The 22,391-nt window shown below is 61.1% G+C and carries 32 protein-coding genes; 3 read left to right on the top strand and 29 right to left on the bottom strand.

The window, feature by feature from the left end; translation table 11 throughout:
* Position 1: 1 nt before the first annotated feature.
* From AC1RMG_RS09470 to AC1RMG_RS09440, 7 genes are all read right to left on the bottom strand, one after another.
* Entirely contained in the window at positions 2-883 is an 882-nt protein-coding gene (locus AC1RMG_RS09470) for a baseplate assembly protein (protein WP_053156560.1), read from the bottom strand.
* Positions 880-1,206, bottom strand: a complete 327-nt coding sequence (locus tag AC1RMG_RS09465; RefSeq protein WP_015634349.1) for a GPW/gp25 family protein — start codon at positions 1,204-1,206, stop codon at positions 880-882. Before AC1RMG_RS09465 ends, AC1RMG_RS09470 begins: the two co-directional genes overlap by 4 nt.
* A 4-nt stretch (positions 1,207-1,210) precedes the next feature.
* A complete protein-coding gene (locus tag AC1RMG_RS09460) occupies positions 1,211-1,414 on the bottom strand; it encodes a hypothetical protein (protein ID WP_248765280.1) in 204 nt (67 codons plus the stop codon).
* A gap of 91 nt (positions 1,415-1,505) precedes the next feature.
* The gene (locus AC1RMG_RS09455) at positions 1,506-2,096 is read right to left on the bottom strand and encodes a phage baseplate assembly protein V (protein WP_077933419.1); all 591 of its coding nucleotides are present in this window, start codon (positions 2,094-2,096) and stop codon (positions 1,506-1,508) included.
* The gene (locus AC1RMG_RS09450; protein ID WP_161466254.1) at positions 2,093-2,614 is read right to left on the bottom strand and encodes a hypothetical protein; all 522 of its coding nucleotides are present in this window, start codon (positions 2,612-2,614) and stop codon (positions 2,093-2,095) included. The genes AC1RMG_RS09455 and AC1RMG_RS09450 overlap by 4 nt, the downstream gene beginning before the upstream one ends.
* Positions 2,615-2,702: 88 nt before the next feature.
* Entirely contained in the window at positions 2,703-3,053 is a 351-nt protein-coding gene (locus AC1RMG_RS09445; RefSeq protein ID WP_011059558.1) for a phage holin family protein, read from the bottom strand.
* A gap of 517 nt (positions 3,054-3,570) precedes the next feature.
* Positions 3,571-4,317: a LexA family transcriptional regulator gene (locus tag AC1RMG_RS09440; RefSeq protein WP_019093195.1), complete on the bottom strand. Its 747-nt coding sequence runs from the start codon at positions 4,315-4,317 to the stop codon at positions 3,571-3,573.
* Between the two features lie 717 nt (positions 4,318-5,034).
* Between AC1RMG_RS09440 and AC1RMG_RS09435 the strand changes: the two genes are divergently transcribed.
* Positions 5,035-5,532 (top strand): Panacea domain-containing protein, encoded by a 498-nt coding sequence (locus AC1RMG_RS09435; protein WP_493169077.1) that lies wholly within the window; start codon positions 5,035-5,037, stop codon positions 5,530-5,532.
* Entirely contained in the window at positions 5,529-5,915 is a 387-nt protein-coding gene (locus tag AC1RMG_RS09430; RefSeq protein WP_493169075.1) for a hypothetical protein, read from the top strand. Before AC1RMG_RS09435 ends, AC1RMG_RS09430 begins: the two co-directional genes overlap by 4 nt.
* A gap of 12 nt (positions 5,916-5,927) precedes the next feature.
* On the opposite strand, the gene AC1RMG_RS09425 is transcribed toward AC1RMG_RS09430, so the two are convergent.
* The 3 genes from AC1RMG_RS09425 to AC1RMG_RS09415 are packed head-to-tail and all read right to left on the bottom strand — an operon-like array spanning position 5,928 to position 8,065.
* On the bottom strand, positions 5,928-6,446 hold the full coding sequence (locus tag AC1RMG_RS09425; RefSeq protein WP_493169073.1) for a lysis system spanin subunit: 519 nt from the start codon (positions 6,444-6,446) through the stop codon (positions 5,928-5,930).
* Positions 6,443-6,994, bottom strand: a complete 552-nt coding sequence (locus AC1RMG_RS09420; protein WP_493169071.1) for a glycoside hydrolase family 19 protein — start codon at positions 6,992-6,994, stop codon at positions 6,443-6,445. Before AC1RMG_RS09420 ends, AC1RMG_RS09425 begins: the two co-directional genes overlap by 4 nt.
* Before the next feature lie 27 nt (positions 6,995-7,021).
* On the bottom strand, positions 7,022-8,065 hold the full coding sequence (locus tag AC1RMG_RS09415) for a phage late control D family protein (protein WP_493169069.1): 1,044 nt from the start codon (positions 8,063-8,065) through the stop codon (positions 7,022-7,024).
* A gap of 80 nt (positions 8,066-8,145) precedes the next feature.
* On the opposite strand from AC1RMG_RS09415, the gene AC1RMG_RS09410 reads away from it, so the two are divergent.
* On the top strand, positions 8,146-8,613 hold the full coding sequence (locus tag AC1RMG_RS09410; RefSeq protein WP_493169067.1) for a hypothetical protein: 468 nt from the start codon (positions 8,146-8,148) through the stop codon (positions 8,611-8,613).
* Between the two features lie 2 nt (positions 8,614-8,615).
* Here AC1RMG_RS09410 and AC1RMG_RS09405 read toward each other — a convergent pair whose 3' ends face one another.
* The 19 genes from AC1RMG_RS09405 to AC1RMG_RS09315 form a co-directional block, all read right to left on the bottom strand.
* The gene (locus tag AC1RMG_RS09405) at positions 8,616-8,822 is read right to left on the bottom strand and encodes a tail protein X (protein ID WP_493169065.1); all 207 of its coding nucleotides are present in this window, start codon (positions 8,820-8,822) and stop codon (positions 8,616-8,618) included.
* Positions 8,797-9,642, bottom strand: coding sequence for a phage tail protein (locus AC1RMG_RS09400; protein ID WP_493169063.1), 846 nt, complete (start codon positions 9,640-9,642; stop codon positions 8,797-8,799). Before AC1RMG_RS09400 ends, AC1RMG_RS09405 begins: the two co-directional genes overlap by 26 nt.
* A gap of 9 nt (positions 9,643-9,651) precedes the next feature.
* Positions 9,652-12,216, bottom strand: coding sequence for a phage tail tape measure protein (locus tag AC1RMG_RS09395; protein WP_493169061.1), 2,565 nt, complete (start codon positions 12,214-12,216; stop codon positions 9,652-9,654).
* Positions 12,217-12,357: 141 nt separating this feature from the next.
* The gene (locus tag AC1RMG_RS09390) at positions 12,358-12,663 is read right to left on the bottom strand and encodes a phage tail assembly protein (RefSeq protein ID WP_161467347.1); all 306 of its coding nucleotides are present in this window, start codon (positions 12,661-12,663) and stop codon (positions 12,358-12,360) included.
* Between the two features lie 11 nt (positions 12,664-12,674).
* Positions 12,675-13,184, bottom strand: coding sequence for a phage major tail tube protein (locus AC1RMG_RS09385; RefSeq protein WP_493169058.1), 510 nt, complete (start codon positions 13,182-13,184; stop codon positions 12,675-12,677).
* Between the two features lie 12 nt (positions 13,185-13,196).
* Complete coding sequence (locus tag AC1RMG_RS09380) at positions 13,197-14,363, bottom strand: phage tail sheath subtilisin-like domain-containing protein (RefSeq protein ID WP_445496798.1); 1,167 nt, start codon at positions 14,361-14,363, stop codon at positions 13,197-13,199.
* 99 nt (positions 14,364-14,462) lie between these two features.
* Positions 14,463-14,807 (bottom strand): tail fiber assembly protein, encoded by a 345-nt coding sequence (locus tag AC1RMG_RS09375; RefSeq protein ID WP_493169056.1) that lies wholly within the window; start codon positions 14,805-14,807, stop codon positions 14,463-14,465.
* Positions 14,804-16,642, bottom strand: coding sequence for a phage tail protein (locus AC1RMG_RS09370; protein WP_493169054.1), 1,839 nt, complete (start codon positions 16,640-16,642; stop codon positions 14,804-14,806). Before AC1RMG_RS09370 ends, AC1RMG_RS09375 begins: the two co-directional genes overlap by 4 nt.
* A complete protein-coding gene (locus AC1RMG_RS09365; RefSeq protein WP_410036643.1) occupies positions 16,639-17,250 on the bottom strand; it encodes a phage tail protein I in 612 nt (203 codons plus the stop codon). The genes AC1RMG_RS09370 and AC1RMG_RS09365 overlap by 4 nt, the downstream gene beginning before the upstream one ends.
* 1 nt (position 17,251) lies before the next feature.
* A complete protein-coding gene (locus tag AC1RMG_RS09360) occupies positions 17,252-18,133 on the bottom strand; it encodes a baseplate assembly protein (RefSeq protein ID WP_493169052.1) in 882 nt (293 codons plus the stop codon).
* Positions 18,130-18,456, bottom strand: coding sequence for a GPW/gp25 family protein (locus tag AC1RMG_RS09355; protein ID WP_072444073.1), 327 nt, complete (start codon positions 18,454-18,456; stop codon positions 18,130-18,132). Before AC1RMG_RS09355 ends, AC1RMG_RS09360 begins: the two co-directional genes overlap by 4 nt.
* Before the next feature lie 4 nt (positions 18,457-18,460).
* Positions 18,461-18,664 (bottom strand): hypothetical protein, encoded by a 204-nt coding sequence (locus AC1RMG_RS09350; protein ID WP_493169049.1) that lies wholly within the window; start codon positions 18,662-18,664, stop codon positions 18,461-18,463.
* Positions 18,665-18,728: 64 nt separating this feature from the next.
* Complete coding sequence (locus AC1RMG_RS09345; RefSeq protein ID WP_493169047.1) at positions 18,729-19,322, bottom strand: phage baseplate assembly protein V; 594 nt, start codon at positions 19,320-19,322, stop codon at positions 18,729-18,731.
* On the bottom strand, positions 19,319-19,834 hold the full coding sequence (locus tag AC1RMG_RS09340; RefSeq protein WP_493169045.1) for a hypothetical protein: 516 nt from the start codon (positions 19,832-19,834) through the stop codon (positions 19,319-19,321). Before AC1RMG_RS09340 ends, AC1RMG_RS09345 begins: the two co-directional genes overlap by 4 nt.
* A complete protein-coding gene (locus AC1RMG_RS09335) occupies positions 19,827-20,486 on the bottom strand; it encodes a hypothetical protein (RefSeq protein WP_493169044.1) in 660 nt (219 codons plus the stop codon). Before AC1RMG_RS09335 ends, AC1RMG_RS09340 begins: the two co-directional genes overlap by 8 nt.
* Entirely contained in the window at positions 20,483-20,803 is a 321-nt protein-coding gene (locus tag AC1RMG_RS09330; RefSeq protein ID WP_402891372.1) for a head-tail joining protein, read from the bottom strand. The genes AC1RMG_RS09335 and AC1RMG_RS09330 overlap by 4 nt, the downstream gene beginning before the upstream one ends.
* A gap of 2 nt (positions 20,804-20,805) precedes the next feature.
* A complete protein-coding gene (locus AC1RMG_RS09325; protein ID WP_253167134.1) occupies positions 20,806-20,982 on the bottom strand; it encodes a hypothetical protein in 177 nt (58 codons plus the stop codon).
* Position 20,983: 1 nt separating this feature from the next.
* Positions 20,984-22,018 (bottom strand): major capsid protein, encoded by a 1,035-nt coding sequence (locus AC1RMG_RS09320; protein WP_493169042.1) that lies wholly within the window; start codon positions 22,016-22,018, stop codon positions 20,984-20,986.
* An 11-nt stretch (positions 22,019-22,029) separates the two neighbouring features.
* A complete protein-coding gene (locus AC1RMG_RS09315; protein WP_493169040.1) occupies positions 22,030-22,380 on the bottom strand; it encodes a head decoration protein in 351 nt (116 codons plus the stop codon).
* Positions 22,381-22,391 lie beyond the last annotated feature (11 nt).

The raw sequence follows: 22,391 nt of genomic DNA, 5'->3' as shown, positions 1-22,391 counted from the left end.
ATCAGCTCCCCAAGGTAACGCTGTAGCCGGTGCAATACGCGGCCTGGGCCTTGCTCGGGACTATGTCCTGCCAACCCCGCAGTTCAACCCGGGCCACGCCGGCCACATGCAGCTGGGCATCTATGGCTGAACGCGCCACCTCGATGCCCAGGCGCCGGCGTGGGTTGACCCAGGCGGCCAGCTTGCGCTCGGCCTCTGCCAGGGCGGCATCGCTTTCCGGGCCCGGCCCTTTCATGTGCAGCACCGCGTCGATGCGATACGGCAGTATCTGGGCGCTGTTCACCGTGACCCGATCCCCCAGCGGTCGCACGTCCTCATCATTGAGGGCCGCGGCGACCGTCGCCAGCAGTTCCGGCGCCGCTGCGCCGTCACCTTCCAGGCTCAGCACCGTAACCGTGACGCAGGCCGGTGACGGGCTTTCGGCCTCGGCGTCCGCCACCCGGGCCGAGGCATTGCGGGCATGCAGGATGTAGCTGTTGCGCGGCCCGGCGGTGGTCAGGCCTTCATAGGCCAGTTGGACACGCTCGCGCAGTGCGTCGTCGGCTTCCTTGACCTGCGCCACAGGCGGTACCGCTTGCGGGTCACCGGCCTGGATCACCAGGCGCTGCAGGTTGACGTTGGCGGCCAACTGATCCAGGTCCGTGCCTTGGGCATGGGCCAGCAGCAGCGCCTTGGCTGCATCGTTGACCCGGGCCCGCAACAGCATGTCGCCGTAGGCCGACAGCTCCAGTTGCTTGGTGACCGGATCGCTTTCCAGATTGGCCGTCCAGTTGTCGCCCATATAGCGGCGAAAGGTCGCCAGCTTGCCCTGATACAGCGCTTCAAAATCCAGGGTTTCCAGCACCTGCGGCGCCGGCAGTGCCGATAAATCCAGCATGCTCATGCCGTCACCTCCAAAACCGCGTCATTACCCAGGTAGCGGCCCGTCAGTTGGAAACTGACCTGGCCCTCCACCACCGCTACAACCTTTACCCGCTCCAGCTTCAAGCGGGGCTCCCAGCGCAACAGCGCCCGGGCGACTTCTGCCTGAACCGCGCTTTTCCAGCCACCGGTCACCGGCAAGTCGACATAACGGCGCAGGTTGCTGCCGTATTCAGGAAGCATCCGCCGGCTGCCCAGGGGCGTGGTCAGGATGTCCTCGATGGACTGCCGCAAATGCTCGATGCCGGACAGCGGCAAGCCGGTACGGCGATCCATTCCGATCATCGTGTTACTCCTGCAACTGAAAGTCCGGGTGCTGCTCCAGGTAGCCTCGGGCGAGGGTGTCGCTGACCGGTACCGATACCTCGCCCTGGGCCACCGACAGCGCGCGGCCATCCGCCAGGATCAGAATGCGCGAGGTGTAGAGGGTGTCGCGAAAGACCGCAGTGCCACTGGTGGCCGTGCGGCCGGGCTTTTTTTTCGGGATTGCCATGCTTTTCTCCGGGTACAAAAATCCGCATTCGGCGGATTGATCGGGTTTATCGGCGTTGTAGGTTGGGTGGCCGGCGTTGATCGCCAAGACGTCACTGCGGTGGAGCGGTTGCTCCGGGGCCGGGCATCACGCCCGGATGGATGTGGGTCGAGCCGACATTCACCCCGTTGTGCTTCAAGCTCGCACCGTTGATTTGCACCTCGCCATTCAAGGTGATTGCCCCCGTCAGGGTGATGCTGTCGGCGTTGCCGGTAATGCTGCTGTCCGTCACCAAGACCGAACTGGTGCCGACCTGAATCGTCACCGTGCCGCTGGGCAGGGAGATGCTGTAGCTCTTGGCCTGCCAGTCGTAGACCAGCGAGCCGCCATCATCGAAGCGCCAGACCTCGACGTGCTCGCGGTTATCCGGCTGGGCACCGGCATCGCCATACAGGCCGGGAACGAAGGTGCCCTGCGCCGGCTCGCCACTGGGGCTGATCAGTACGCCCTGTTCCCCCAGGCTCGGCGCCCGCCAGTGCCGGGCCTTGCCGGCGGCCTGGCTGTGCCAGCGAACCCAGGCGCTGGTCCAGCCCGCGCCATCGGATACCCGCAGTCTGCCCGCGGCAAGGTCCACGCCGACCACAGCGCAAGGCAGGATCAGGCCAGAAAGCATTCGGTCGTGAGTTGCGGTGACGTAATTCACGACATCTGCTCCGGCGCCTGATAGTGCCCCTCGTGACCGGGGCCGGTGTCGGGGCTGAAACCCAATACCAGTGTTCCCGGGGGTTGATCGGGCCAGGGCCATTGTTCCTGGCCCAGGTAGATGGACTGCTGCCATTGCACGGTCCACTCGGTTTTCGGCGCCGAATCCACGGCCGTACCGGCTGGTTTGGCCCACACCGCCTTCGCACTATCGACAGAATCAAGATTCCAGTACTGGCAACGCAGCAGGTCCATGAGCTGCGCTGCCAGAACAACCGCCTGCAAGGAGGCTTGCGCAAGGCTCGGGTCAACCCGCACCCGTGCCTGGAAGGTCGCCCGCAGGCAACTACGGCCGTCGCCCGGATCAGCTCCCGGGTCCATGCCGGTGATTGCAAAGTAGATCGCTGTCTCGGCGGAGCCATCAACGGTCTCGGGAAATGCCTCGACCTTGTGCAGATGCGGCATGGCCGTCTTGATCGTGGACGTGATGGCCTCGGGTAGCTGCGTCAGTACGCTCATTGTCTGCTTCCAGAATCAGGCCGAAGCGGCCCCGGCGGCGAAAGCCCGGGGCGCACGACCGCGTTGAGGGCGGTAGCCGCCCGGTGAGTCAAGGCTGGTCCGAATGGGAATCCCGGGAAGGCGGTTCGCATACCCCGATGCGCTTGGCCGCCCAGCGCTCATAAAGGCCGATGGCGACGTCGGCGCCGGCCATGGCGGTCAGGCAACCGAAGGCGCAGGCGGTCCAGATCGACACGCCGGCGGCATACAGCAGCATGATCGCCGAGACCCCACAGACCACGCAGGCCCCGGAGCGCAGCGCCAGGCGCCGCAGCAGCGACCAGCCACGGGCGCCCTCCTTGTCGGCGCGCCACATTTCGCCGGAAACGCCACCGACCAGGGCCAGGACGATGACCAGCCAGATCGGCATGTCCAGCAACGCTTGTTGCTCGTTTGTCATTCACGTCTCCCGTGCGGATTGAGGCCAGCGAAATGGCCGGTTGATAGAAGGCTGATAACGATGTTTCAAAGGGTCCCTGTCTGTTGGTGGCCCACGTTAGGCAGGCATTCCAAAAAGCCCGGTCGCCCGGGCTTTTCAGTAATGCAAACCTTGGTCTTTCGGCACTACTGGTGCGGTACGGACCCATTCAAATTGTTCCTCCGACCGCGACCCTGTCCGCCGGATAACTGCTTCTGGTGCTTTACGCTGCACACCCGGGCCAGTTGCCAACCCTCTGAACCGTCGAGGCCGGTTCATCGCTGCCTTTGCTTTGCCACTAAAGAGCGTCTTTGCAGCCGCTGTTGCGCGGCTTGAGGCTCATATTATGCATCCATGCATATGCAGTCAATGCGTAAATGCATTTATTTATGCGCAAGATTTGCTGAAATGCATGGAAGACACATAAACAAAGGGCTGGGGATTTTTCGCGGGCAAAAAAAAGCCCGCTCAAGGGCGGGCTTTGTTCAAGAGGGCTGGCTTAGCGGGCGTACATGCCCCACCAGAAGACGTGACCGAGGATGCTGATCTGCTCTTCCTGGATCTCCTGGAAGCTGTAGTCCTCATCCGGATGTTCATCGCGGTTGAAGCTGCGCAGGCGGATCCCTGTAGGTAGGCGATACAGCTGCTTCACCCGCAATTGGCCGTTGTGGTTGATCGCGTAGAGGTCGCCATCAACGATGTCGCCAATTGCGCATTTGCCGGCATTGACGCCCACCGTGGCGCCGTCCCGCAGCACCGGCAACATGCTGTTGCCACGCACCGTGACGCACTTGGCCTGGTCGAACTGCACGCCGTTGTGCCGCAGGCTGCGCTTGCCGAAGCGCAGGCTGGCGCGTTCGCTTTCCTCGATGACGAATCTTCCTGATCCAGCAGCCAATTCAACCTCGCGCAGAAAGGGAACCGACACCTCGTCGTCATCGACAGGGGTATCGTCGTCCCACAGGCTTATGTCCTTGAGTTCCGAATGAATCTCGTCACGGGGCGCAGCAGCCCGGGCAGGCGCGATATCCACGCGCCCACGCAACTGGTCGGTGCTCACCTGGAAGTATTCGGCGATCCGCGAGATGTGCTTATCCGAAGGATCGACAATCTTCCCGCTGAGAATCCGCGAGAGGGTGGATTGAGGCACACCGGTGCGACGGTGAAGCTCCGTGGGGGAGATTCCGTCACGATCCAGCAGCTCTCTTAAGACAGTAGAAACGTTGCGTATTTGCATAGAACGCATATTGCTTGATCTTTTGCGCAATGACAAATGCTGATTTGCATATATGTAATGCATTTACCGGACAACCACAGGAGCGCCTTGGTGCCTGCGAGGCCGGGGCACCCATGGTAACCTTGCCGCCATCTGCAAAAAGCCGAGCCCAGCGCTCCTTTGCTTCACCCATTCAACGAATCCGCCTGAATACCGATGAGTAAAAATACCTCCGATCTGTCCTCCCACACGCCGATTGTGCTCGGGTATTAACGCAAAAAAGCCCTACAGCCCCTAGAAACAAGGGCTATGGGGCTTTTTTTGAATAAGCTAGATAGGTCGTCGCTTGGCATTAAATGGCATTGTTTGGCGTATGGATTGCCCCATTTTTGCCCCATTAGCCCCCTTTTCTTCGAGAACACCACCTTTACTGTACGGATATACAGATGGTAAACTCACTCGGTTTTGTACATCACGCGAAGATTTCGGTTTGATTTGCAAGTCCAATCGATGATTGAACGACGGCCAGCAATCTCAACACATTGCTGACTATCGCCCTTTTCAAACACATAGTTGTTGATCTGGGCTCCTGAGGGAGTTATTGCAGCCAAGGCAATTGATATTCATAATTTGCGCCCCCATATACTCTGTGCACAATTAGCACATAGGCTACAACCTGCTCAGCAAGCCATCGCTGGTAGGTAAGGGCAGAAACTATGGTATGGCGATTGACGGAGGGCTTTCACCATGTACAACCCAAAATCCATAGCCAACTATTTTCTAGAGCTTGCTGAGCAACACGGCGAGCAGATCAGTCCTATGAAACTGCAGAAGCTTGTTTACTACGCTCACGGCTGGTATGCAGGCTACGTTCATCAGCCTCTGATTAATGAATCCGTCGAGGCATGGCAGTACGGTCCGGTCATTCCTTCGCTCTACCACGAGTTCAAGCGCTTTGGATCGGGCCCGATCAAGGCGAGAGCCTGCGACTTCGTGCCAGGCGGATTTGCTGTGGTTCCGCCTCCAGCCGACCCAAACATCCGTGCATTTCTAGATAATGTTTGGAGAAGCTATTCTCGCTTCACAGGCATTGCGCTTTCTGAAATGACTCACTCTGCCGAGAGCCCATGGCACAAAACTTGGCAAGAGCACGAAGGCATGAGAAGCGTTGACATCCCATTTGAGACGATTGATGAGCATTTCTCCGCAGCCGTTCAGAAAGCTCAGTCCGGAATCGTGGCATGAGTTCAAGCCAGGATCAGCGCAAAGAACCTAATATCGGCCAAGTCCTTATCGACCCCACAGCTGAAGCTCCCGCACCGTCAAAAACCGGTGCGGGCGGACGGGCTGAGGAACAGTTCTACGACCGAGCCAGACAAGCCGATGAACTGAGCCGGGAAGCACTTAAGATTGGGTGGCTCGGAAAAGTGTGGGGCTACTCTGCATCCGCTCCAACGAACATTGCGGGCTTTATTGCCATAATCTCCGTAATGGTATGGGTCGCGGGCGCCTTTGCACCTGTGGAAGCTAAAGGCGCTGCCGAGCTCAGCAAGGGCGCGTTTACACTTGTCACATCGTGCCTGGCATATATATTCGGCGCAGCAACCTCAAAAAAAAATAACGATTAGGTCCGGGGACACTCAGGGTTTATCAAACTCTGACACATACGCCTGGCACGCCCTCAAAGCAATCAGTCCTTGGTCACCTTCTCCGGTAATGGCGATAATTCGTTGAGCAGCCGCTGGGTCAAGTTCGGCTCGCGCTCTTCCATGAACCACGCCGCAGGTGCCGGCGGTGGCTGACACCCCACCGATACCACCCGAGGCTGTGGTGTTGAGTAGGACTGACAGCCGCAGATCAGCAGTAGCAAGCCGATCACGCAAGCGAGCCTGGTTCGTTTGAGCATCACGTAGCTCCTTGTAATGGGTTTCGTCATTCGCCTGCAGGCGGTCCTCCAGCGCTCGGCGGGCGTCCTGCTGATCGGCCTGCCAATCGATCACCGCCGTGGCGGCCTGCTCGCGGTCCCTGCTGTACGCATCGGCCTGATCAGCCAGATCCTTGCCGTAGGCGTTGGCCTGCCACGTCCAAGCCAGCCAACCACCCAGGGCGAACCCCAGCACCAGGGCCAAGGCTGGCAACAACCAGCCCGGGGCCTTCAAGGCAGCACCTTCAATGCACGCTGATACAGCGCCTCGCGATCAGCCAGGCCGTTTGTTCCGCCGTTGATGCGCTTGGTGATTGTGAGGAAGTCGCCCTTATCGGCCAGGGTGTTCAACCCCGCCCGCTGCCAGAACCAACCCGCAGACAGCGCTGCATAGACTGGGTTTTCCAGCAACTCGGGGGTGTTGAGCAGTCGAGCATCGCTGAACAGCGCTTCGCTACAGGCTTCATAGTTCGCCCGGCCCGTGACCTGAATCAGCCCCCTGCCCCGGTACTTCTGCCCGTCGCCGTCCGCCTCGGGTGTGTTGCCCAGGCGCTTGGCCAGGGTGCCGGTGTCGTACTTGCTCAGGTACTGATTGCTGCCCAGCTCGCGCACCCATTGCAGCTGGCCGGACTCGTGGCCGATCTGCGCGATGAACGCCGCCATACGCAAGCGGGTGATGATCGCGTACTTGCTCATGGCCGCGTTGAGAGCAGGAACAAAAACGCCGGCTTTAGCGCCGGCGTTGGGGAGGATCTGCAGCAGTTGCTGCGCTGTAATCGTCATGCTTGATATCTCCAGTGATGATGGGGGTTAAAGCTGCACAACCTTGAGCGGCTTGGTTTCTTTCTTTTTCTTGCCTTTGGCTTTCGCCTTGCCCTTCTTGCCGCCGTTGCACTCGACCGTGGTGCTCCACCCGGACTGGGTGAACACCTGCTCGACCGAGTCCACCAGGTACTCGCCATCGAGGCCGACCTTGAAGCCCTGGGCATTGATCATGCGTTCAGCGAATAGATCGGTTCGGCCTGGCATCTCCAGGCGCACGCTGGCGGTGCTGCGGTTGAATGCCGCCAGCCGTGCCTTGGCAGCCTGTTCGGCGGCGGACTTGTTCGGGTAGATGTGGCGGTCGGTGTGCACCGGCGGCAGGCCGTCCGGGGAGTCCTCGTTGCCCAGGTCGACGACCCGCAGCTTTCCGCTCTTCTTGTCCTGGTGCTTGGTCTGCACTGCCTTATGGGTGCTTTTGTCCCCCAGGCGGAACTGATAGCGGCTCACGTCGCCGCGGGTGATGGTGACGGTGCCAAGGGCCTTGCCACTGGCGCTTTGCCCGGCCTGCCGGGGCAGCACCAGCAGCTTGCCGTCGGCCACCTTGGCCGTGCAGTCGTACTGCTTGGCCAGGCGTGTGATGAAGTTGAAGTCGGATTCATTAAGCTGGTCGACCCGGGGCACCTTGGTAGTCACCGGGCACACCGACTGCCAGCCGTTGCGGGTCGCCACATCACGCACGATCTGCTGCAGCGGGACGCTTTCCCAGCTTCCGCTGCGGGTGGTCTTGCCACTGCCGCGCATGTCGCTGGCCTTGCCCCGGATCTCGATAGAGTCAGGCGGCCCCGTCACCACGACCTCGTCCACCAAGTAGCGCCCAAGGCGGGTCAGTGATTGGCCGGCGTAGCCCATGAACACCTCGATGCTCGCGCCCCGGCTGAGCAAGGCCACAGCGCCGTCGCGGTCATCAATGCGTAGCTCAAACTCGTCCGACTCCATGCCGGGCTTGTCCGAGGTACGCAGGGTCAACAGCCGGTCATTGATCAGCGCGGTGATGTTCTTGCCGTCCGCAACGATTCGGAATACAGGCGTCATGCAGTAAACCTCCCCCTGGGTGACACAGCAGCCGGGGCTTCATAGAATCCCCGACCGTTGCCCTTACAGGAGTTGAGAAAGTGAAAAGGATTTTCGGATTGACACTGTGCCTACTGGCCACTTCGATGGCTCAGGCAGCGCAGAAGCTGCAGGTGATCGAGCTAGATAGTGATGAACCCGTAAGCGCCGAAGCGGCAGAACGCGGCAAAGCTTTTGGCGCAGCCCAAGAACGGGCCGGAAAGGTACCTGCCAAAGAAGCCAAAACATTCATGACAGAGTTGAGTAACTCCGTTGCCACTGCCATGTCCCAGCTGCAAAACAACCAAATAGATAAAACTAAAGCCCGCGATCAGATCATTGAACTGAGAAAGCTCAAGAAGGACGGCGAGCGTTTTGGCTATCTCAACACGCCTTTTCACACATGCAATGAAGCGTCGATTCACGCTTACTCTTCATGGGAGGGATTGATCAACAACTACGATCAATTCAAGAACAGTTACGTCAAGTACCTACAAGCCGGGGCCAAATGTGAAGAGGCCACGAACTAAGTTCAGGTCCACAACTGCACCATGGCCTCGGTTGCGGTAGGCAACTCCGGCAGCACGATCAGCACCCCAGCCAGAAACGGCTGGGGTTCATCGGCCAGCCCCTGGTTGGCATCCAGCACCGCTTCGACACTGCCATTCAGGTGCCCGTAATACTGGTGGCACAAGGTGTCGAGCAGATCCCCGTCAGACGTTCTGCATGTCGTCGCCATAGCTCACAAACTCCAGTAAAAAACCCTGCTTACGCGGGATACCCCCGGCCAGCAGATGGCTCTGCTCCTCCTCAAGGCTGGTCAGGCACCAAGTGCCCAGCACCTCGCCATAGCCCGTGGTCAGGCTCAGCGGCTGCAGGCGGCGCCCGATGCTGCGCAGTTTTTGCAACTGACCCAGTCCACCCTTGAACCCCGGAAACACCGCGCCCTTGAGGGTGATTTTGTCGTCGCCCTGCCCAACCGCCTGCTGCGCGATGCTGCGAGTCAGGCGTTCCTGGCCCGCCCAGCGGAACCCGGTCTGACGGCGCAGTTCTTCAAAGGCTGCGGTGTCGAGGTTGAAGTAAAAGGCTTCACCGGCAACCCGGAACGGCTGAATGATCAGCAAGTGCGGGAACGGCTTCACCGCCTCGGCCGCCGGGGTGCCCAGATTGCCGAATGAACCGGTCGGGAGGATGTTGCCCAGGGAAGGACTGACCTGCCCACCGATCCGGTTGATCGCAGCACTGGCCTTGGCGGTCTGTTCCTGCAGCGTACCGAGCCGCTGCTGGATCTGCCCCGCCGCCGACACGGCCTGGCTGTACTTGGCCGCCACCTCACCGACCACGGACTGCGCGGCGGTGATGCCGCGCAAGGTCCGCTGCAGCTTTGCGCCCATCTCAGGCCCCACAAACGGGATGTTCTCCAGCTCCGAGGCGGCGCCGGTAATCTCGCTGATGGCTCCGTTCAGCGGGGTCAGCATGCCATCCGCACTGCTGCGGCCCGCCTCCCCCGCCTCGACCAGGGACTGGAACCCTGACTGCAGTTGTTCCATGTACGCCATGGCACCTCCTTAAACGTGTGGTTCGTCCGACAGCTGACGAGCCGCAGCCTGTCGACTGAATTCGTCGAACATCCGCCGCAGATGGGGCTCGACTTCCCGGGCCACCTGGGCCGGGTCCTTCACGTCCCCTTGCACCGTAATTGGGACAGTCGGCGCGAAGGTGAATTGCTGGTCGACCTTGGGCACCTGCTTCGCAGGTTCGGGCGCCTTGAGCATTGCCGGCACAGCAGCCGACGGTGAGGCAGTCCCCATGGAGCGCACCACCTGCCCCATCATCGGGGATGTCTGCCCGGTCTTGAACGACTTCGCGATGTCACCCAGGACCGGAGGAATGTCCTTGCCAGCGTTGACCATCATCAGCGGCCCCGCTGCCGGCATCCGCTTGAGCGAATCATCAGAGCCAAACATCGCTTTGCCGGCATAAGAGCCCAGGGCATCCCCGCCAAAGTAACCAGCCGTTCCCCCGATGGCGGCACCGATTGCCCCACCGATGGCCGTACCAAGCCCAGGCACGATGGAGCCGAGTGCGGCACCAGCGGCCAACCCCATTTTTGCCCCCACCAACGAGCCCGCTAAGCCTCCCGCCGCACCACCATATCCTTCGGCCTTTTCATCACGGGTCTTGGCATTCTGGTAGGTGTCCGCAACTTTGAGGCCGGCGCTCAACACCGACAGAAAGCCCACCCCCTTAATCGCTGGCGCCAATCCTTTGAACAGGGAACCTACCCCTTTCAGCGCCGTAGACCCTATGCTCGCCGCGCCCTTGGCGGCACGTCCCACGCCACCACCGCTAAAGACATTCCTGAGCGCCTGGCCGACACGCCCGAACCGTCCCGCCCGTCCTGCCCCCCCGCCCTTGCCACCTTTCTTGTCCTTACCACCGTCGAGATCGTAATCGCCACCGCTCCCGCCCAACCCGCCGGCGTTGGTGACAAACACTCGCTGGATCACGTTCGGGTTACCCATCAACGAGCCTCGGGCCACATTGAGCATGCCCTTGCCGATCTTGAAGGCGTTGACCGTAAGCCCCAGCGCACTCAGCCCTGCGGCAACAGCCGTAAAACCTGCAATAACGGGGGGATATTTATCAGCGAGACCGGCCAAGGCATAACCCACTCTTGCCAGACCGTCCGCGACACCATCTGTCATCGGACGCAGCGCATCACCGATGCGGGTCATCGAGGCTTCCATACTGCTCTTGACCATCGACCACTTGGCGTTTGAAGTCTCCCGCGCCTTGTTCGCGTCCTGCTCGATCTTTGCCTGGCCATCGGTCTCCTTGATGGTGCTCATGTCCTCCTTGATTGTGCGGCCATACTTGATCTGCGCCAACAGACCGGCGCTCGCACTCTTGTCGCTGACGATACCGACCAAGCCTGCCGACTCCAGCAGTGACGCCATGGCCTGGGCTTCCTCGGCACTACCGTCCGCGCTTTCGCGAATGCGTTTTTTGAGTGCCTCTACTTCCTTGGCTCTGGATGGGTCCTGCTTCCTGAGCAGTACATCGCTCAGCTTGATAAACGCATCAACCGGGTTGTCGGCCTTACCGTTTCTGGTGTTCTCAGCAAGAGACCCCACCAAGTCGATTCCCTCTTTGGCGAATCGATCTTGACTGGTGCTACTGATGATCGCGCTCAGCAGGTTGTCCATGTTGGTCGCAGCAGCGGCCGCGTCCTGGGTCTGCTTGTATTGCGACTGCAAACTGGCACCCAAAAAGCGCACAGCTTCCGGTCCCTCCATGCCCAACGTTTTGATGGTACCCAGCAAGCTCGGCATGTACTTGGCCATGTCCTTCGGACCAAACGCACCGATGTCACCCGCTGCAGCGACTTGCCCCAGCATCGCCCCCATCTCTTCCTTTTTAACGCCAGCCTCCTTGAACGCGCTAAACAGCGTGGCAATGGTTTCGGCCTCCATACCCTGGCCATCGACCAAGTCCGCGATCAGCGGCGAGTAATCCACCGACTCTTCCCACTCGATCCCCTTTTCAATCAGCCCACCCACGGCCTTGGCCAAAGCTTGTTGGCCCATCCCTTTCTTCGCCGCGACCTCAGAGATCTCGTCCGCCATCTGTTTTTCGGCGTCCGTGCCGGCGGTGTGGGCCCACAAGGCCATCTGCCGGATCTGCGCCTGATAGTCGCCCGATATTTTGGTGGGGATAGCCACCATGCCAACCCCGGCCGCCGCCTGACCGATACCGGATTTAAGCCCTTCCTTGCCCTGCTGGATCTGGGTGTACCCCAAAGCCTTCAGTTCAGCACCACGAGCGACCTTTCCCAGTGCCTGATACTCCTGGCGCAACTTGTGCACCTGGATACCTTGCTTCTGCAGGGCACTCAGATTGCCCTCTAGCTTGCGCAGCAATCCATCCGCCGAGGCCGCGCCAGTGTCGTGGGCCTTCTTCCATTCATCCCGCAGGCGCATGGTTTCGCCGATGGTGTTCTTCAGCACCTTGGCCTTGTTGCCTTGTTCCTCCAGCTTCTTGATCCGGCCCTCAACCGTCTTGAAGGCTGCCCCCACCGTCGAACTGACGGCGCCGCCGATCACCAGCCCCAACGCCAGTTTGCTTGCCATCTGATTCACCTATGCCCGAGTTGATGGGCTCAGTCCGTGAGCCACCAGACCATGTCGGAAAAGCGCATGGTCATGATTTCCTCGGCAGAGAAATGCAGCTCGCTCGCGAGCCGCTTCGCCGCCATCTTCATCACCGCCGGGTCAAAGCTCGTCGTCTTGCACCAGGCGAAAATAGCCGGCCTGCAGGCGCTGGTAATCCTTGAGGGTCATGCCCTCCAGGTCCTTGGAGCCGACCCCAGCCAGGCTGGAAAACAGAATGAGTTCGCGCTGTTCGTCGTCACTGCCGGCGGCAGTGTTAGCGGCGCGCACATCGCGCACGGTGGGTGCACGCAGGGTGACCTTGTCGCAGACCACGCCATTCATCTCCACCGCCTTGGTGAGGGTCACGGCCACGCTCTCGGCACTCAGGGTCATCCAGGCCGGTGTCTTTTTCGCTACTTGAGTCATTGCTGTTTTCCTTACAGGCCCAGGGCCGAACGTTGAGCGGCGAGCTGGTCGACGCCATTGATCACGCGCTTCATGCCCAGCGCATCGATCTCGTAGATGAGGCGGCCGTCCACTTCGAGCTTGTAGTAGGTCAACGCCACGTTGTGCTTGATCTCGGCCTTGTCGCCGGCCTTCCAGTCGCCCATGTCGACCTCTTTGAGCATGCCGCGCAGGGTGACAATCACCGGGGTGACCTTGCCCTTGAGGCCCTTGAAGGCGCCCCGGAACACGCCATTGAAGGCGGTACCGTCGGCCAGGCCGAAGAGCTTCAACGACTCGCGGCGCACGCCGGTGGTGGTAAAGCCGGCTTCCTGTTTTTCCATACCCATGTCCAGTTCCACCGGCAGGTCCATGCCGCCGGCCCGGTGTTCCTCGATCTTGAGCGTGAGCTTGGGCAGGGTCAGGCTCGGGACATCACCCTGGAAGCTGATGCCATCGGCGAACAGGTTCATGTTCGCCAGGGTTTCGGGAATCATTGCCATTGCTGCGGCTCCTTAAGCGGCGGAATCGAGGACTTCGGTCAACCACTGGTTGGTGACCTCGACGCGGAAGTTGGGGTTTTCGGCGGGTGGCACGTCGGTAAAGCGGATATTCCAGTACACCTTGCCCTGCTCCAGCTGGCTGGCGGTGTTCAGTTCGGTGTCCGCGTAGACCTCGAAATTGATAATCGCGCCCTGGTTCTTCAGGTCGCGCATGAACGCCTGCAGGCCCTCAGTGACGTCCTTGACATAGGTCGCAGTGATCGAGCGGTCCACCGCCCATTTGTGGCCGAAGAGGATCGCGTCCATGACGATGTCCATGGTTCGCACCCGGGTGACAAACGCCCACTTCGGATCGCTCGACAGCGTGCGGTTGCCCCACAGGCGGAAGCCCGCGTCCCGAATGATCGTGGTGATATTGGCGTTGTTCAGCAGGTTGGCCCGGCAAGTTTCGTCGCCATCCAGAAACTCGATAGGCCGGGTGGTGCCGGTGAGGCCGACAAACTCCTTGTTCGAGGGCGAGGCCCAGAAGCCGTACTCGTTGTCGGTCCAGGCGAACAAGCCGGCTGCCCAGGCCGAGGCCGGCGCATCGACGGTGGCGCTCTCGCCGGTGTCCCAGTACTGAATACCCGGGTCGACCAGGTAGGCCCGCTTGGCGCCGAAGTTCTTGGCGTACTCCATGGCAGCCTCGTCGGTGGTGTTGGGGCCGTCGAGGATGGCCAGGCCGCGCAGCTTGTCGGCCAAGGCCACCAGGGCTGTGCCGACCGCCAGGGTCGAGCTGTGCTTGGGAGTCACCAGCAAACGCGGCTGGGCATTGAAACGGCTCTTGCCGTCCAGCAGCGCCTGCAGGCCGGTACGCTTGCCGCTGACCAACACCCCGCCGATGATTGCGGAGGTCTGCTGCGCGGCGTCCTGAACCTTGGCCACACCGCATGCAACGATCACCGCCTTGGCGCGCTGGTAGATGGCCTGGCAGGCCTTAGTGATGGCCGCATCCGGGCCCCAGGCCGCGATGGCCTCGCGCTCGTTGGTGATCAGCAACAAGTCGTTGGCCTTGGCGCTGAAGTCGGGCCCTTCGGTGAAGGTATCCACCAGACCGATGATCGAGGACGACGGCAGCGAGATAGTCCGCGTACCGGTGTCGACGTTGGTGACGGTGACGCCGTGAAAGAAACCACTCATGGATAAGCTCCAGACATGAAAAAGCCCCGCATGAGCGAGGCTGTGGGAGGAACAGGCGCCGAAGCGCGGGAAAGAAAAAGCCCCGTCAGTGCAGGGCGTTTACTCGTTTTCGTCCGGGGATTTGGGCCACTGAATAGAAGCAGGAAACCCCTCTTGCTGCTCGATGCGGTTGAGCGCGATACGGTACTGCTTCCAGCGTTTGAGCAGCGAAACCTCCTCAGCGGTGGCCGCCTCTTCGTCCACCGCATCCTGCAACGGACCCATTTTGGCGGCCGCGGATACAAGCAACCCATCCCGCTGATTCAACGCCGCTTCGGACAGCTCGACGATAGTAGGAGCGACCGGGGGAAGCGGATCTTCGGAGTAATGCTCCCCCCTCTCGATATCATCAGGGTGATTGATAGAACGACAGCCCTGTAAGTCGTTGCGAACTGCATAGCTCATACATTGATCTCGAAACCAGAAACATAAATTCGCCCCGAATTCGCATTGCACGCCCAATAGACTTTAGAGTCTTCGAGCACAAGAACAGCGGGAGTTGGCGAAGTCAGAAAGTTAGAACTCGAAAGCCCAACTGGCGCCGGGTTGGTTGCAGAGTTGTACCCTCCATAAGATGGATTAGGCGCCACCACCATGGCCGCAGAGGTCGCAAGCGTGATACTCAGAACCAGCGCAATCTGTCCGGCATAGGGGGAAACCAGACTTTCTACCCCAGCAACTGCCCATCCTGGCGTACTAGGATCACCCCCAGTGCCGCTCGCGAGCAGAGGCATTGCAAGCAGGTTTGCCCCTGCAATCGGACGGTATCGCCACGCCTTCCCCCGCTGAAAGAAACTTAGGGGAAATTTGTTTGAGTCGGTGCGAGCCCAACTAACAATCGCTTTAAAATCAAATCCGTCCGGCATAACTGGGTCGGTCGCATTCAAAGAGAAGAGCAGCGCCCGAGCATTACTTGCACTGTTCCAAATAATGAATACGTTGTAACTCGTATTCGGCTTTGAAGTTCCCGTATCAAGCCCACCCGCACCACCAAGCGCCAGATCCGCAGTTAGCGATACAGCCGTCAGGACCTGTGCCTGGCCCGCAGCATTTTTCACACAGACTGCTACAGCCGATAGCCCGACGATGGAACCCTGCCCATTTGCCCAGACCCGTAAATCTGAGGACGCCCCCGCAAGACCGCCCGTTCCAACCTTGGACAAAGCCCTGGCAAGTTTCCGAGAGGTGACGAATGCTTCATCATCAGTGCCACCATCAATTTTTTCGTTACTCGCGACCTTTGCCACGCCGGCGGCGGCCTCGGTCGCCTGCCCCGGGATCAGCAGGCCAACCTCTTCTTTCGTAAAAGCGTCGGTGATCCCGTGCCCGGCAAGCGTGGTCGGGTTGGTGCCAGCGATCACTCGGCCGTACTTGTCGACCGTGACATTGCCATAGGCCCCCGCACTGACACCGGTTCGCCCTGCCACCATCTCGAATGCCAGCGGAGTGGTGCCAAGGACAATCGGCGCATCGGTCACCAACTGCCAGACACTATCCCCGTTGACTGTGCCCTTCTCGACGCTGACAAACAGCCCGGGCGTGATCTCCGGACTGGTATCGGCGTCCTGCGCACGCTTCCAGATGCCCGTCGACGATACAACATACAAGCCGTTGTCCTTGGCTTGGGCCTGGTCCTTCACCAACACCCGGGCGTCGGCTGGCAGCAGCACGCCGTCGATGGTCTGAATTCCACTCAACGCGATGTTGGCCGTGGTGGCCACCAGCGCCGAGTGTTTGAAGTCTTTCTTGGCCAGAGCTTCGGCAACCGAGATATCGACATATTCACGAGTCGCAAGGACCACCGCAGGGTCGATCTTCAATACGATCTGAGCCGTACTGCCGACGACGAAGTTCATGCGGATTATCTGGGTCTTGCCAGTCCCCTGGGCCAACAGTGGCTTGAAGCTGGGGGCGCAATTGGCCACCGCCACCAGGTCACCGTCGGCATCATATAAGCCGATTTCGCGGATCCAACTTCCGCCGACATCAGCGGGAATCACCTGCTCGGTGATGATGATGTTCGGGTTTGCCGGGTCGGTGCGTACCTGGTTGACTGGAGCCCGGCGCCATTCGTTGATCAACTTGGTCTGGGTCCGATTTGGTATTGGGTCGGTGCCGTTGGCATCCCCTACCGCCATCTCCTTGAACGTCCAAGGCACACCGAGCGCCGTGGCGTTGGCCTGTTTCGCCTCGCCAACCGCAGTGAGGATGGCGAAGAACTGACTGTTGGAATCGATCATGGGTACACGTCCAGGGTATCTATTTCATCAATGCACACGACCTGGCCATAACGGCCGGTCACTTCGATATCGCGAGAGGTCGGCGGGTAAACGTCGATTACTTCGCCTTGTTCCACATACCCGCCGAAGCTGATCACCCCGGAGGTTTCCAAGCTGATGGCCAAGCCAATCATGTGGCGGCTGATGGGCTTGGCGTCATCGATGAGCCGAGTCAGCTCTTGGTACATCTCCTCCGTGATACCGGTATCCAGCACGCCGACCTTGAGCGCAAAGGTGGCGGGCACTCCCTCGGGAACCATCTGCCACCACTCGACCACTTCAATCAGGTAGCCCAGCGGCTCTACGGCCCGACGTAGCGCGCCAATGGTGCCCTTGCGCGCATGAATGAAAAACGATGCGCGGATCGCGTTGCGTTTAACCGGCTCAGACCAGCCCGGGTCCCAGCGGTCCACCGACCAGGCCCAGGCTAACTGGGGCAGCAAGTGTGCTGGGCAGGTCGCGGGGTTGTAGATGGTGCGTAGCACCAGGGCGACGTCCTTTGCCTTGGTGTCGGCCTCCTCAAGAGCCCGTTCCAACGGCGTGCTGTTGATCGGCAGTAGACTGGTCATGTCAGTCCCCCAGCGTGACGCTGTAGCCGGTGCAGTACGCCGCCTGGGCCCTGGTCGGGGCTATGTCCTGCCAGCCGGGCAACTCGACCCGGGCCACGCCGGCCACATGCAGCTGGGCATCGATGGCCGAACGCGCCACCTCAATGCCCAGACGCCGGCGTGGGTTAACCCAGGCGGCCAGCTTGCGCTCGGCCTCGGCCAACGCGGCATCACTCTCCGGCCCTGGCCCCTTCATGTGCAGCACGGCGTCAATGCGATACGGCAGCACCTGGGCACTCTGCACCGTGACCCGATCCCCCAGCGGCCGCACGTCCTCATCGTTGAGGGCAGAAGCGACTATCGCCAGCAGCTCGGGAGCGGCCCCGCCGTCGCCTTCCAGGCTCAGCACCGTAACCGTGACGCAGGCCGGCGACGGGCTTTCGGCCTCGGCATCAGCCACCAGGGCCGAGGCATTGCGCGCATGCAGGATGTAGCTGTTACACGGGCCAGCCGTGGTCAGGCCCTCATAGGCCAACTGGACACGCTCGCGCAGAGCGTCGTCGGCCTCCTTGACCTCCTCCACCGGCGGCACCGCCTGCGGGTCACCGGCCTGAATCACCAGGCGCTGCAAGTTCACGTTGGCCGCCAGATGATCCAAGTCCGTGCCTTTGGCATGGGCCAGCAGCAGCGCCTTGGCCGCATCATTGACCCGCGCCCGCAACTGCATATCGCCGTAGGCCGACAGCTCCAGCTGCTTGGTGACCGGGTCGCTCTCCAGGTCGGCGGTCCAGTTCTCGCCCATGTGCCGGCGAAAGGCCGCCAGCTTGCCCTGATACAACGCTTCAAAGTCCAGGGCTTCCAGCACCTGCGGCGCCGGCAGTACCGACAAGTCCAGCATGCTCATGCCGTTACCTCCAAAACCGCGTTATTGCCCAGGTACTGACCGACCAGCTCGAAGCTGATCTGGCCACCCACCACCGCTACCACCCGTACCCGCTCCAGCTTCAAGCGTGGCTCCCAGCGCAACAGCGCCCGAGCCACCTCGGCCTGCACCGCGCTTTTCCAGCCGCCGGTCACCGGCAAGTCGACGTAGCGGCGTAAGTTGCTGCCGTACTCAGGCCGCATCCGGCGACTGCCCAGCGGCGTGGTCAAGATGTCCTCGATGGACTGCCGCACATGCTCGATGCCGGACAGCGGCTGGCCGGTGCGGCGATCCATTCCGATCATCGCGTTACTCCTGCCGCTGCAGATCCGGGTGCTTGCTCAGGTACTCCCGCGCGGCACTGTCGCCAGCGTCGACGGATACCTGCCCTTGGGCGACGGCCAACTGGCGACCGTCAGGCAGGATCAGCACCCGAGAGGTGTAAAGGGTGTCGCGGAACACCGCAGGGCCAGCACTGGTCGCCTCGTCGGTTTGTTTCTTGGGGGTGGACATGCTTTTCTCCAGGTACAAAAAAGCCGCTCTGGGCGGCTGGGTGTGAGTGACAGTTGCAGGGGGATCACTGCGGCGGTGCAGTCGATGCAGGCCCAGGTAGCACGCCCAGGTGGGTATGGGTCGATCCGACATTCACCCCGTTGTGCTTCAAGCTCGCGCCGTTGATTTGCACTTCGCCATTCAAGGTGATCTGCCCGGTCAGCGTGATGGTGTCGGCCTTGCCGGTAATGGCGCTGTCCGTCACCACAGCCGAACTGCCACCGACCTGAATAGTCACCGTGCCGCCGGGCAGGCTGATGGTGTAGCTCTTGGCCTGCCAGTCGTAGATCAGCGAGCCGCCATCGTCGAAGCGCCAGACCTCGACGTGGTCGCGGTTGTCCGGCTGCGCACCGGCGTTGCCGTAAAGCCCCGGAACAAAGGTGCCCTGGGCCGGCTCACCACTGGGGCTGATCAGGGCGCCCTGCTCGCCCAGGGTCGGCGCCCGCCAGTGCCGGGCCTTGCCGGCGGCCTGGCTATGCCAGCGGACCCAGGCGCTGGTCCAGCCGGCGCCGTCAGACACCCGCACCGTCCCACCAGCGAGATCCACGCCGACCACGCTGCAAGGGATGATCAGGCCCGCGATCATGCGGTCATGTGCAGCTGCAACGTAGCCGCTCATGGCTGGACCTCGACACGGACACCCGGGGCATCCTCTCCCAGGTTGAGTTCAAGAACACCCGGCGGCTGATCCGGCCACGGCCATTCCTCTGTGCCAAGGTAAATTCCCTGGGTCCACTCCACGACCCACACCGCATAGGTGTCCAACTCGGGCCGCGTCCAGTCCTGGGCGGCCCGCACAAACACAGCTGGATCAACCCCAACGCCCCACGTCTGCATGCGCAAAAGCACTGCAATCTGCGAAGCGGCAAAGGCGGCTTGCTGCTGGGGCTGTTCCTGCTCAGACCCCACGATCACCCGCGCCTCAAAGCGAGCATCAAGTACGGTTTCACCGGTAAGCTGATCTTGACCTGGCTCCAGCTCCACCAACTCGATCACCACTGCCGGGATGGCCACAGACTCCTTGAGCAGGTCAGGCATGGTCGCCACGTAGGCCAAGTCGGGGATGGCATCGCGGATATGCTGCTCTATCGCGCCGTACAACTGCTCCAGGCTGAAAGGTTCATCAGACACGTTTGCCACCTCGCAGATACTTCTGCAGCTCAAAGTTCAGTTCCTGCTCAAGGATCGCCAGCAAGCGCTCGTCAGCCCGCTTGACCCACTCCTCAAACGTCGGCCGCACGTCATCCAGTGACACCTTGGCCTTGGCCAGGGGGAAGCGGTCATCCTGCTCAGACACCCAACCCGACCCCGAGCCAGCTCCAGACACCTGGCTCTCGGGATAGTCCTTCGAGCTGAAGTGCTTGCTGCTGGTCCGAATCCAGATGTCAGCCTGGTTGCCATAAACCTTCTTGAAGAAGGCACCCTGATACCGCCGCCCCGCGACCGACACACCCGACCGGCTCTGGCGGGGCCGACCGATACGGCTCGACTCAATCGGGTTGATGCCGAACCAGAGCTTGCCCTGCCCGTTGCTGTTGACGGTGTAAGCCCGCAACCGCTGTCGGACAGCCCCAACCGCAATGCGCTCCTTGCTGCTGACGGCCCGGGCGATGTACGTCCGAAGCCAACGCAAGGTCTTGTTGATTGCCCGGCGCTGGGCCGCGGCTGCGGCCTTAGGCACCACGGCCGCAAAGTCCTTGAACGCCTGCATATCGACGGCCGAGGGCTGCAGCGTGATCATGCCTTCGCTGGCTGATTGCCTGACGTAACTGCCAATGCTCATGCCTTAGCCCTCAGTACCAGCGCCACCCATCCAGTCCCGCCCGGCTCCAGCCGGACAAGGTCATAGTTCCCGCCGCCATCCTGGGCCGGCAGGTCAATGGAGACGTGCCGGCCCGGGGTGATACCCGCCGCATCGCTGACGCGGATCTCAAAACGCGGCTCCCGAAGGCCCGTATTGATCCGCCCGAGTTTGGGCTGTAACCAGGGCGCAGCGAGAAAGCCAGGGATCGGCCTCTCAATGCCCTCGATCACCGCCTCATCGCCCAGGATGTCCAGCAGGCGCGCATCCATCACTGCCACCCGGTCACGGAACGACATGATTAGTCGTCCTCGCCCTGGGCTGCATCGAGCTTGCCGCGCTTAGCGATCTTGCCCTCCTCAAGCAACAGATCCCGGACCTCGGTGCTAGGGGGCACATAGACCTCGCCCGCCCTGACAATGTCGGCGCCGTCCTGAATGCAGCCGTCCACCACCACGTATTCAACTTTCGCGGCCATGTCACACCACCTTTGCGTAAATGAAGGCGTTCGGTTCCAGCAGGCCGGCCAGGGCAGCGCTCTGCAGTTTCAGCCAGCGCATGCTCGGTTCCTGAGTCACCCAGCTTTTCGGGAAACGGGCGGCCTCGACCAGGCCGCTCTCGATGGCTTCGAGGTCCTGAATCGCACCGTACAGCATGGCGTTGCGGGTGGAAGTGGACCCCAGGATTACACCACCGGCAGGAATCAGCGGAGCCTCGTCGCCACTGTCATCGTCCAGGTACCATTCGTTGTAGGTATACAGGTCGACGCCTGGATCATTCAGGTAGCCCAGGTAAGTCACCCCGTCTGGCAGCAACTCGGGCTTGATCAGCCCCATGTCCACCCGGCGACTGTTGAGCTGCTTGAGGACCGTGTCATTTTTCTGAAAGGCATCTTGTGCCTCAGCGCTCAGCACAGCGACGCCAGCAGTACGGCCGGAGTCCTTGGCCACTTTGCGCTGCCATTGGCGCAGGTTAGCAATCGGGTCCGATTCCGAAGTGTTCCAACGCCCGGCACCGAGGGTGATCTTGTGGCTGTCTTCCATCAGAAAATCGATGGTGTCATCGATCCCCTCACCAATGACCCGGACCTTACCCGTGGTCAACGCCTGGGCGCACATCCACTCCTCGCGGCGGATGATCTGCTCGTCGAGATCAACCAGGTCCTTACCCAACTGCTCACCGGCTCGCTGCAGTGGCGTGCGGGTAGAGAACGGGTTTTCCCCGGGCGAACGCTTCAAGATCAGCTCAGCATTGGTCGGCAGCTTGGGCTGAATGTAGGGCGGCTCATAGGTGTTCGAGACAAAACCTTTGCGCGACGCCACGCTGCCCGGCAGCGAGGGGTGAACGAAAGGAGCCATTTTGCGCTGGCCCTTGATGATGTCGATGGTCACCGTCTTGGTCCCGAAGGTTTCCGGCATGGAACCGTTGAAGAAGGTGTCCATCAGAAAGCGGCGCGGCGTGCGGATCTGCTCGACCGCCTGCAGCATGGTCATGGTTTCGAAAATGTCAGTCATGGTGGCTCCGTTCAGCGAATGAAGATAGACAGAGGACGCAGAGCGGCCTTGGCTTCGGCCAGGGTCAATCCCTCGCCCAGTGTGAGTTGGTTGCCCTGCACTTGGCCGGTTAGGCGAATAGGCGCGCTCTTGGCGCCGCCGACCGTGTCAACGTCCTGATCGAGGACGGCACAGGGGTTTTGCGAGCCGTCCTCCGCCGCCGCCTTGCACAGCACGTACTCCTTGGATGCGGTCACTTGGCCCAGGACCGTCCCGGCGTGCAGCGTCTGGCCAGAAGCGATCACGCCGGCCTCCATCACCACAGGGAAGTCACCCGCCGAGATCTGGCGCGGCACATAGGTTTCGCTTTTAGGGTTGCTCATGGGTGTCTCCA

It is taken from the genome of Pseudomonas sp. GW822-FHT04H02, assembly GCF_058800645.1.
The sequence above is the reverse complement of the archived record's forward strand: the minus strand, read 5'-3'. Positions and strand labels throughout refer to the sequence as shown.

Coding starts and splice junctions, on each gene's coding strand:
- AC1RMG_RS09470 (WP_053156560.1), bottom strand. CDS start 883: ATGAGCATGCTGGATTTATCGGCACTGCCGGCGCCGCAGGTGCTGGAA.
- AC1RMG_RS09465 (WP_015634349.1), bottom strand. CDS start 1,206: ATGATCGGAATGGATCGCCGTACCGGCTTGCCGCTGTCCGGCATCGAG.
- AC1RMG_RS09460 (WP_248765280.1), bottom strand. CDS start 1,414: ATGGCAATCCCGAAAAAAAAGCCCGGCCGCACGGCCACCAGTGGCACT.
- AC1RMG_RS09450 (WP_161466254.1), bottom strand. CDS start 2,614: ATGAGCGTACTGACGCAGCTACCCGAGGCCATCACGTCCACGATCAAG.
- AC1RMG_RS09445 (WP_011059558.1), bottom strand. CDS start 3,053: ATGACAAACGAGCAACAAGCGTTGCTGGACATGCCGATCTGGCTGGTC.
- AC1RMG_RS09440 (WP_019093195.1), bottom strand. CDS start 4,317: ATGCGTTCTATGCAAATACGCAACGTTTCTACTGTCTTAAGAGAGCTG.
- AC1RMG_RS09435 (WP_493169077.1), top strand. CDS start 5,035: ATGTACAACCCAAAATCCATAGCCAACTATTTTCTAGAGCTTGCTGAG.
- AC1RMG_RS09430 (WP_493169075.1), top strand. CDS start 5,529: ATGAGTTCAAGCCAGGATCAGCGCAAAGAACCTAATATCGGCCAAGTC.
- AC1RMG_RS09420 (WP_493169071.1), bottom strand. CDS start 6,994: ATGACGATTACAGCGCAGCAACTGCTGCAGATCCTCCCCAACGCCGGC.
- AC1RMG_RS09415 (WP_493169069.1), bottom strand. CDS start 8,065: ATGACGCCTGTATTCCGAATCGTTGCGGACGGCAAGAACATCACCGCG.
- AC1RMG_RS09405 (WP_493169065.1), bottom strand. CDS start 8,822: ATGGCGACGACATGCAGAACGTCTGACGGGGATCTGCTCGACACCTTG.
- AC1RMG_RS09400 (WP_493169063.1), bottom strand. CDS start 9,642: ATGGCGTACATGGAACAACTGCAGTCAGGGTTCCAGTCCCTGGTCGAG.
- AC1RMG_RS09395 (WP_493169061.1), bottom strand. CDS start 12,216: ATGGCAAGCAAACTGGCGTTGGGGCTGGTGATCGGCGGCGCCGTCAGT.
- AC1RMG_RS09390 (WP_161467347.1), bottom strand. CDS start 12,663: ATGACTCAAGTAGCGAAAAAGACACCGGCCTGGATGACCCTGAGTGCC.
- AC1RMG_RS09385 (WP_493169058.1), bottom strand. CDS start 13,184: ATGGCAATGATTCCCGAAACCCTGGCGAACATGAACCTGTTCGCCGAT.
- AC1RMG_RS09380 (WP_445496798.1), bottom strand. CDS start 14,363: ATGAGTGGTTTCTTTCACGGCGTCACCGTCACCAACGTCGACACCGGT.
- AC1RMG_RS09375 (WP_493169056.1), bottom strand. CDS start 14,807: ATGAGCTATGCAGTTCGCAACGACTTACAGGGCTGTCGTTCTATCAAT.
- AC1RMG_RS09370 (WP_493169054.1), bottom strand. CDS start 16,642: ATGATCGATTCCAACAGTCAGTTCTTCGCCATCCTCACTGCGGTTGGC.
- AC1RMG_RS09365 (WP_410036643.1), bottom strand. CDS start 17,250: ATGACCAGTCTACTGCCGATCAACAGCACGCCGTTGGAACGGGCTCTT.
- AC1RMG_RS09360 (WP_493169052.1), bottom strand. CDS start 18,133: ATGAGCATGCTGGACTTGTCGGTACTGCCGGCGCCGCAGGTGCTGGAA.
- AC1RMG_RS09355 (WP_072444073.1), bottom strand. CDS start 18,456: ATGATCGGAATGGATCGCCGCACCGGCCAGCCGCTGTCCGGCATCGAG.
- AC1RMG_RS09350 (WP_493169049.1), bottom strand. CDS start 18,664: ATGTCCACCCCCAAGAAACAAACCGACGAGGCGACCAGTGCTGGCCCT.
- AC1RMG_RS09345 (WP_493169047.1), bottom strand. CDS start 19,322: ATGAGCGGCTACGTTGCAGCTGCACATGACCGCATGATCGCGGGCCTG.
- AC1RMG_RS09335 (WP_493169044.1), bottom strand. CDS start 20,486: ATGAGCATTGGCAGTTACGTCAGGCAATCAGCCAGCGAAGGCATGATC.
- AC1RMG_RS09330 (WP_402891372.1), bottom strand. CDS start 20,803: ATGTCGTTCCGTGACCGGGTGGCAGTGATGGATGCGCGCCTGCTGGAC.
- AC1RMG_RS09325 (WP_253167134.1), bottom strand. CDS start 20,982: ATGGCCGCGAAAGTTGAATACGTGGTGGTGGACGGCTGCATTCAGGAC.
- AC1RMG_RS09320 (WP_493169042.1), bottom strand. CDS start 22,018: ATGACTGACATTTTCGAAACCATGACCATGCTGCAGGCGGTCGAGCAG.
- AC1RMG_RS09315 (WP_493169040.1), bottom strand. CDS start 22,380: ATGAGCAACCCTAAAAGCGAAACCTATGTGCCGCGCCAGATCTCGGCG.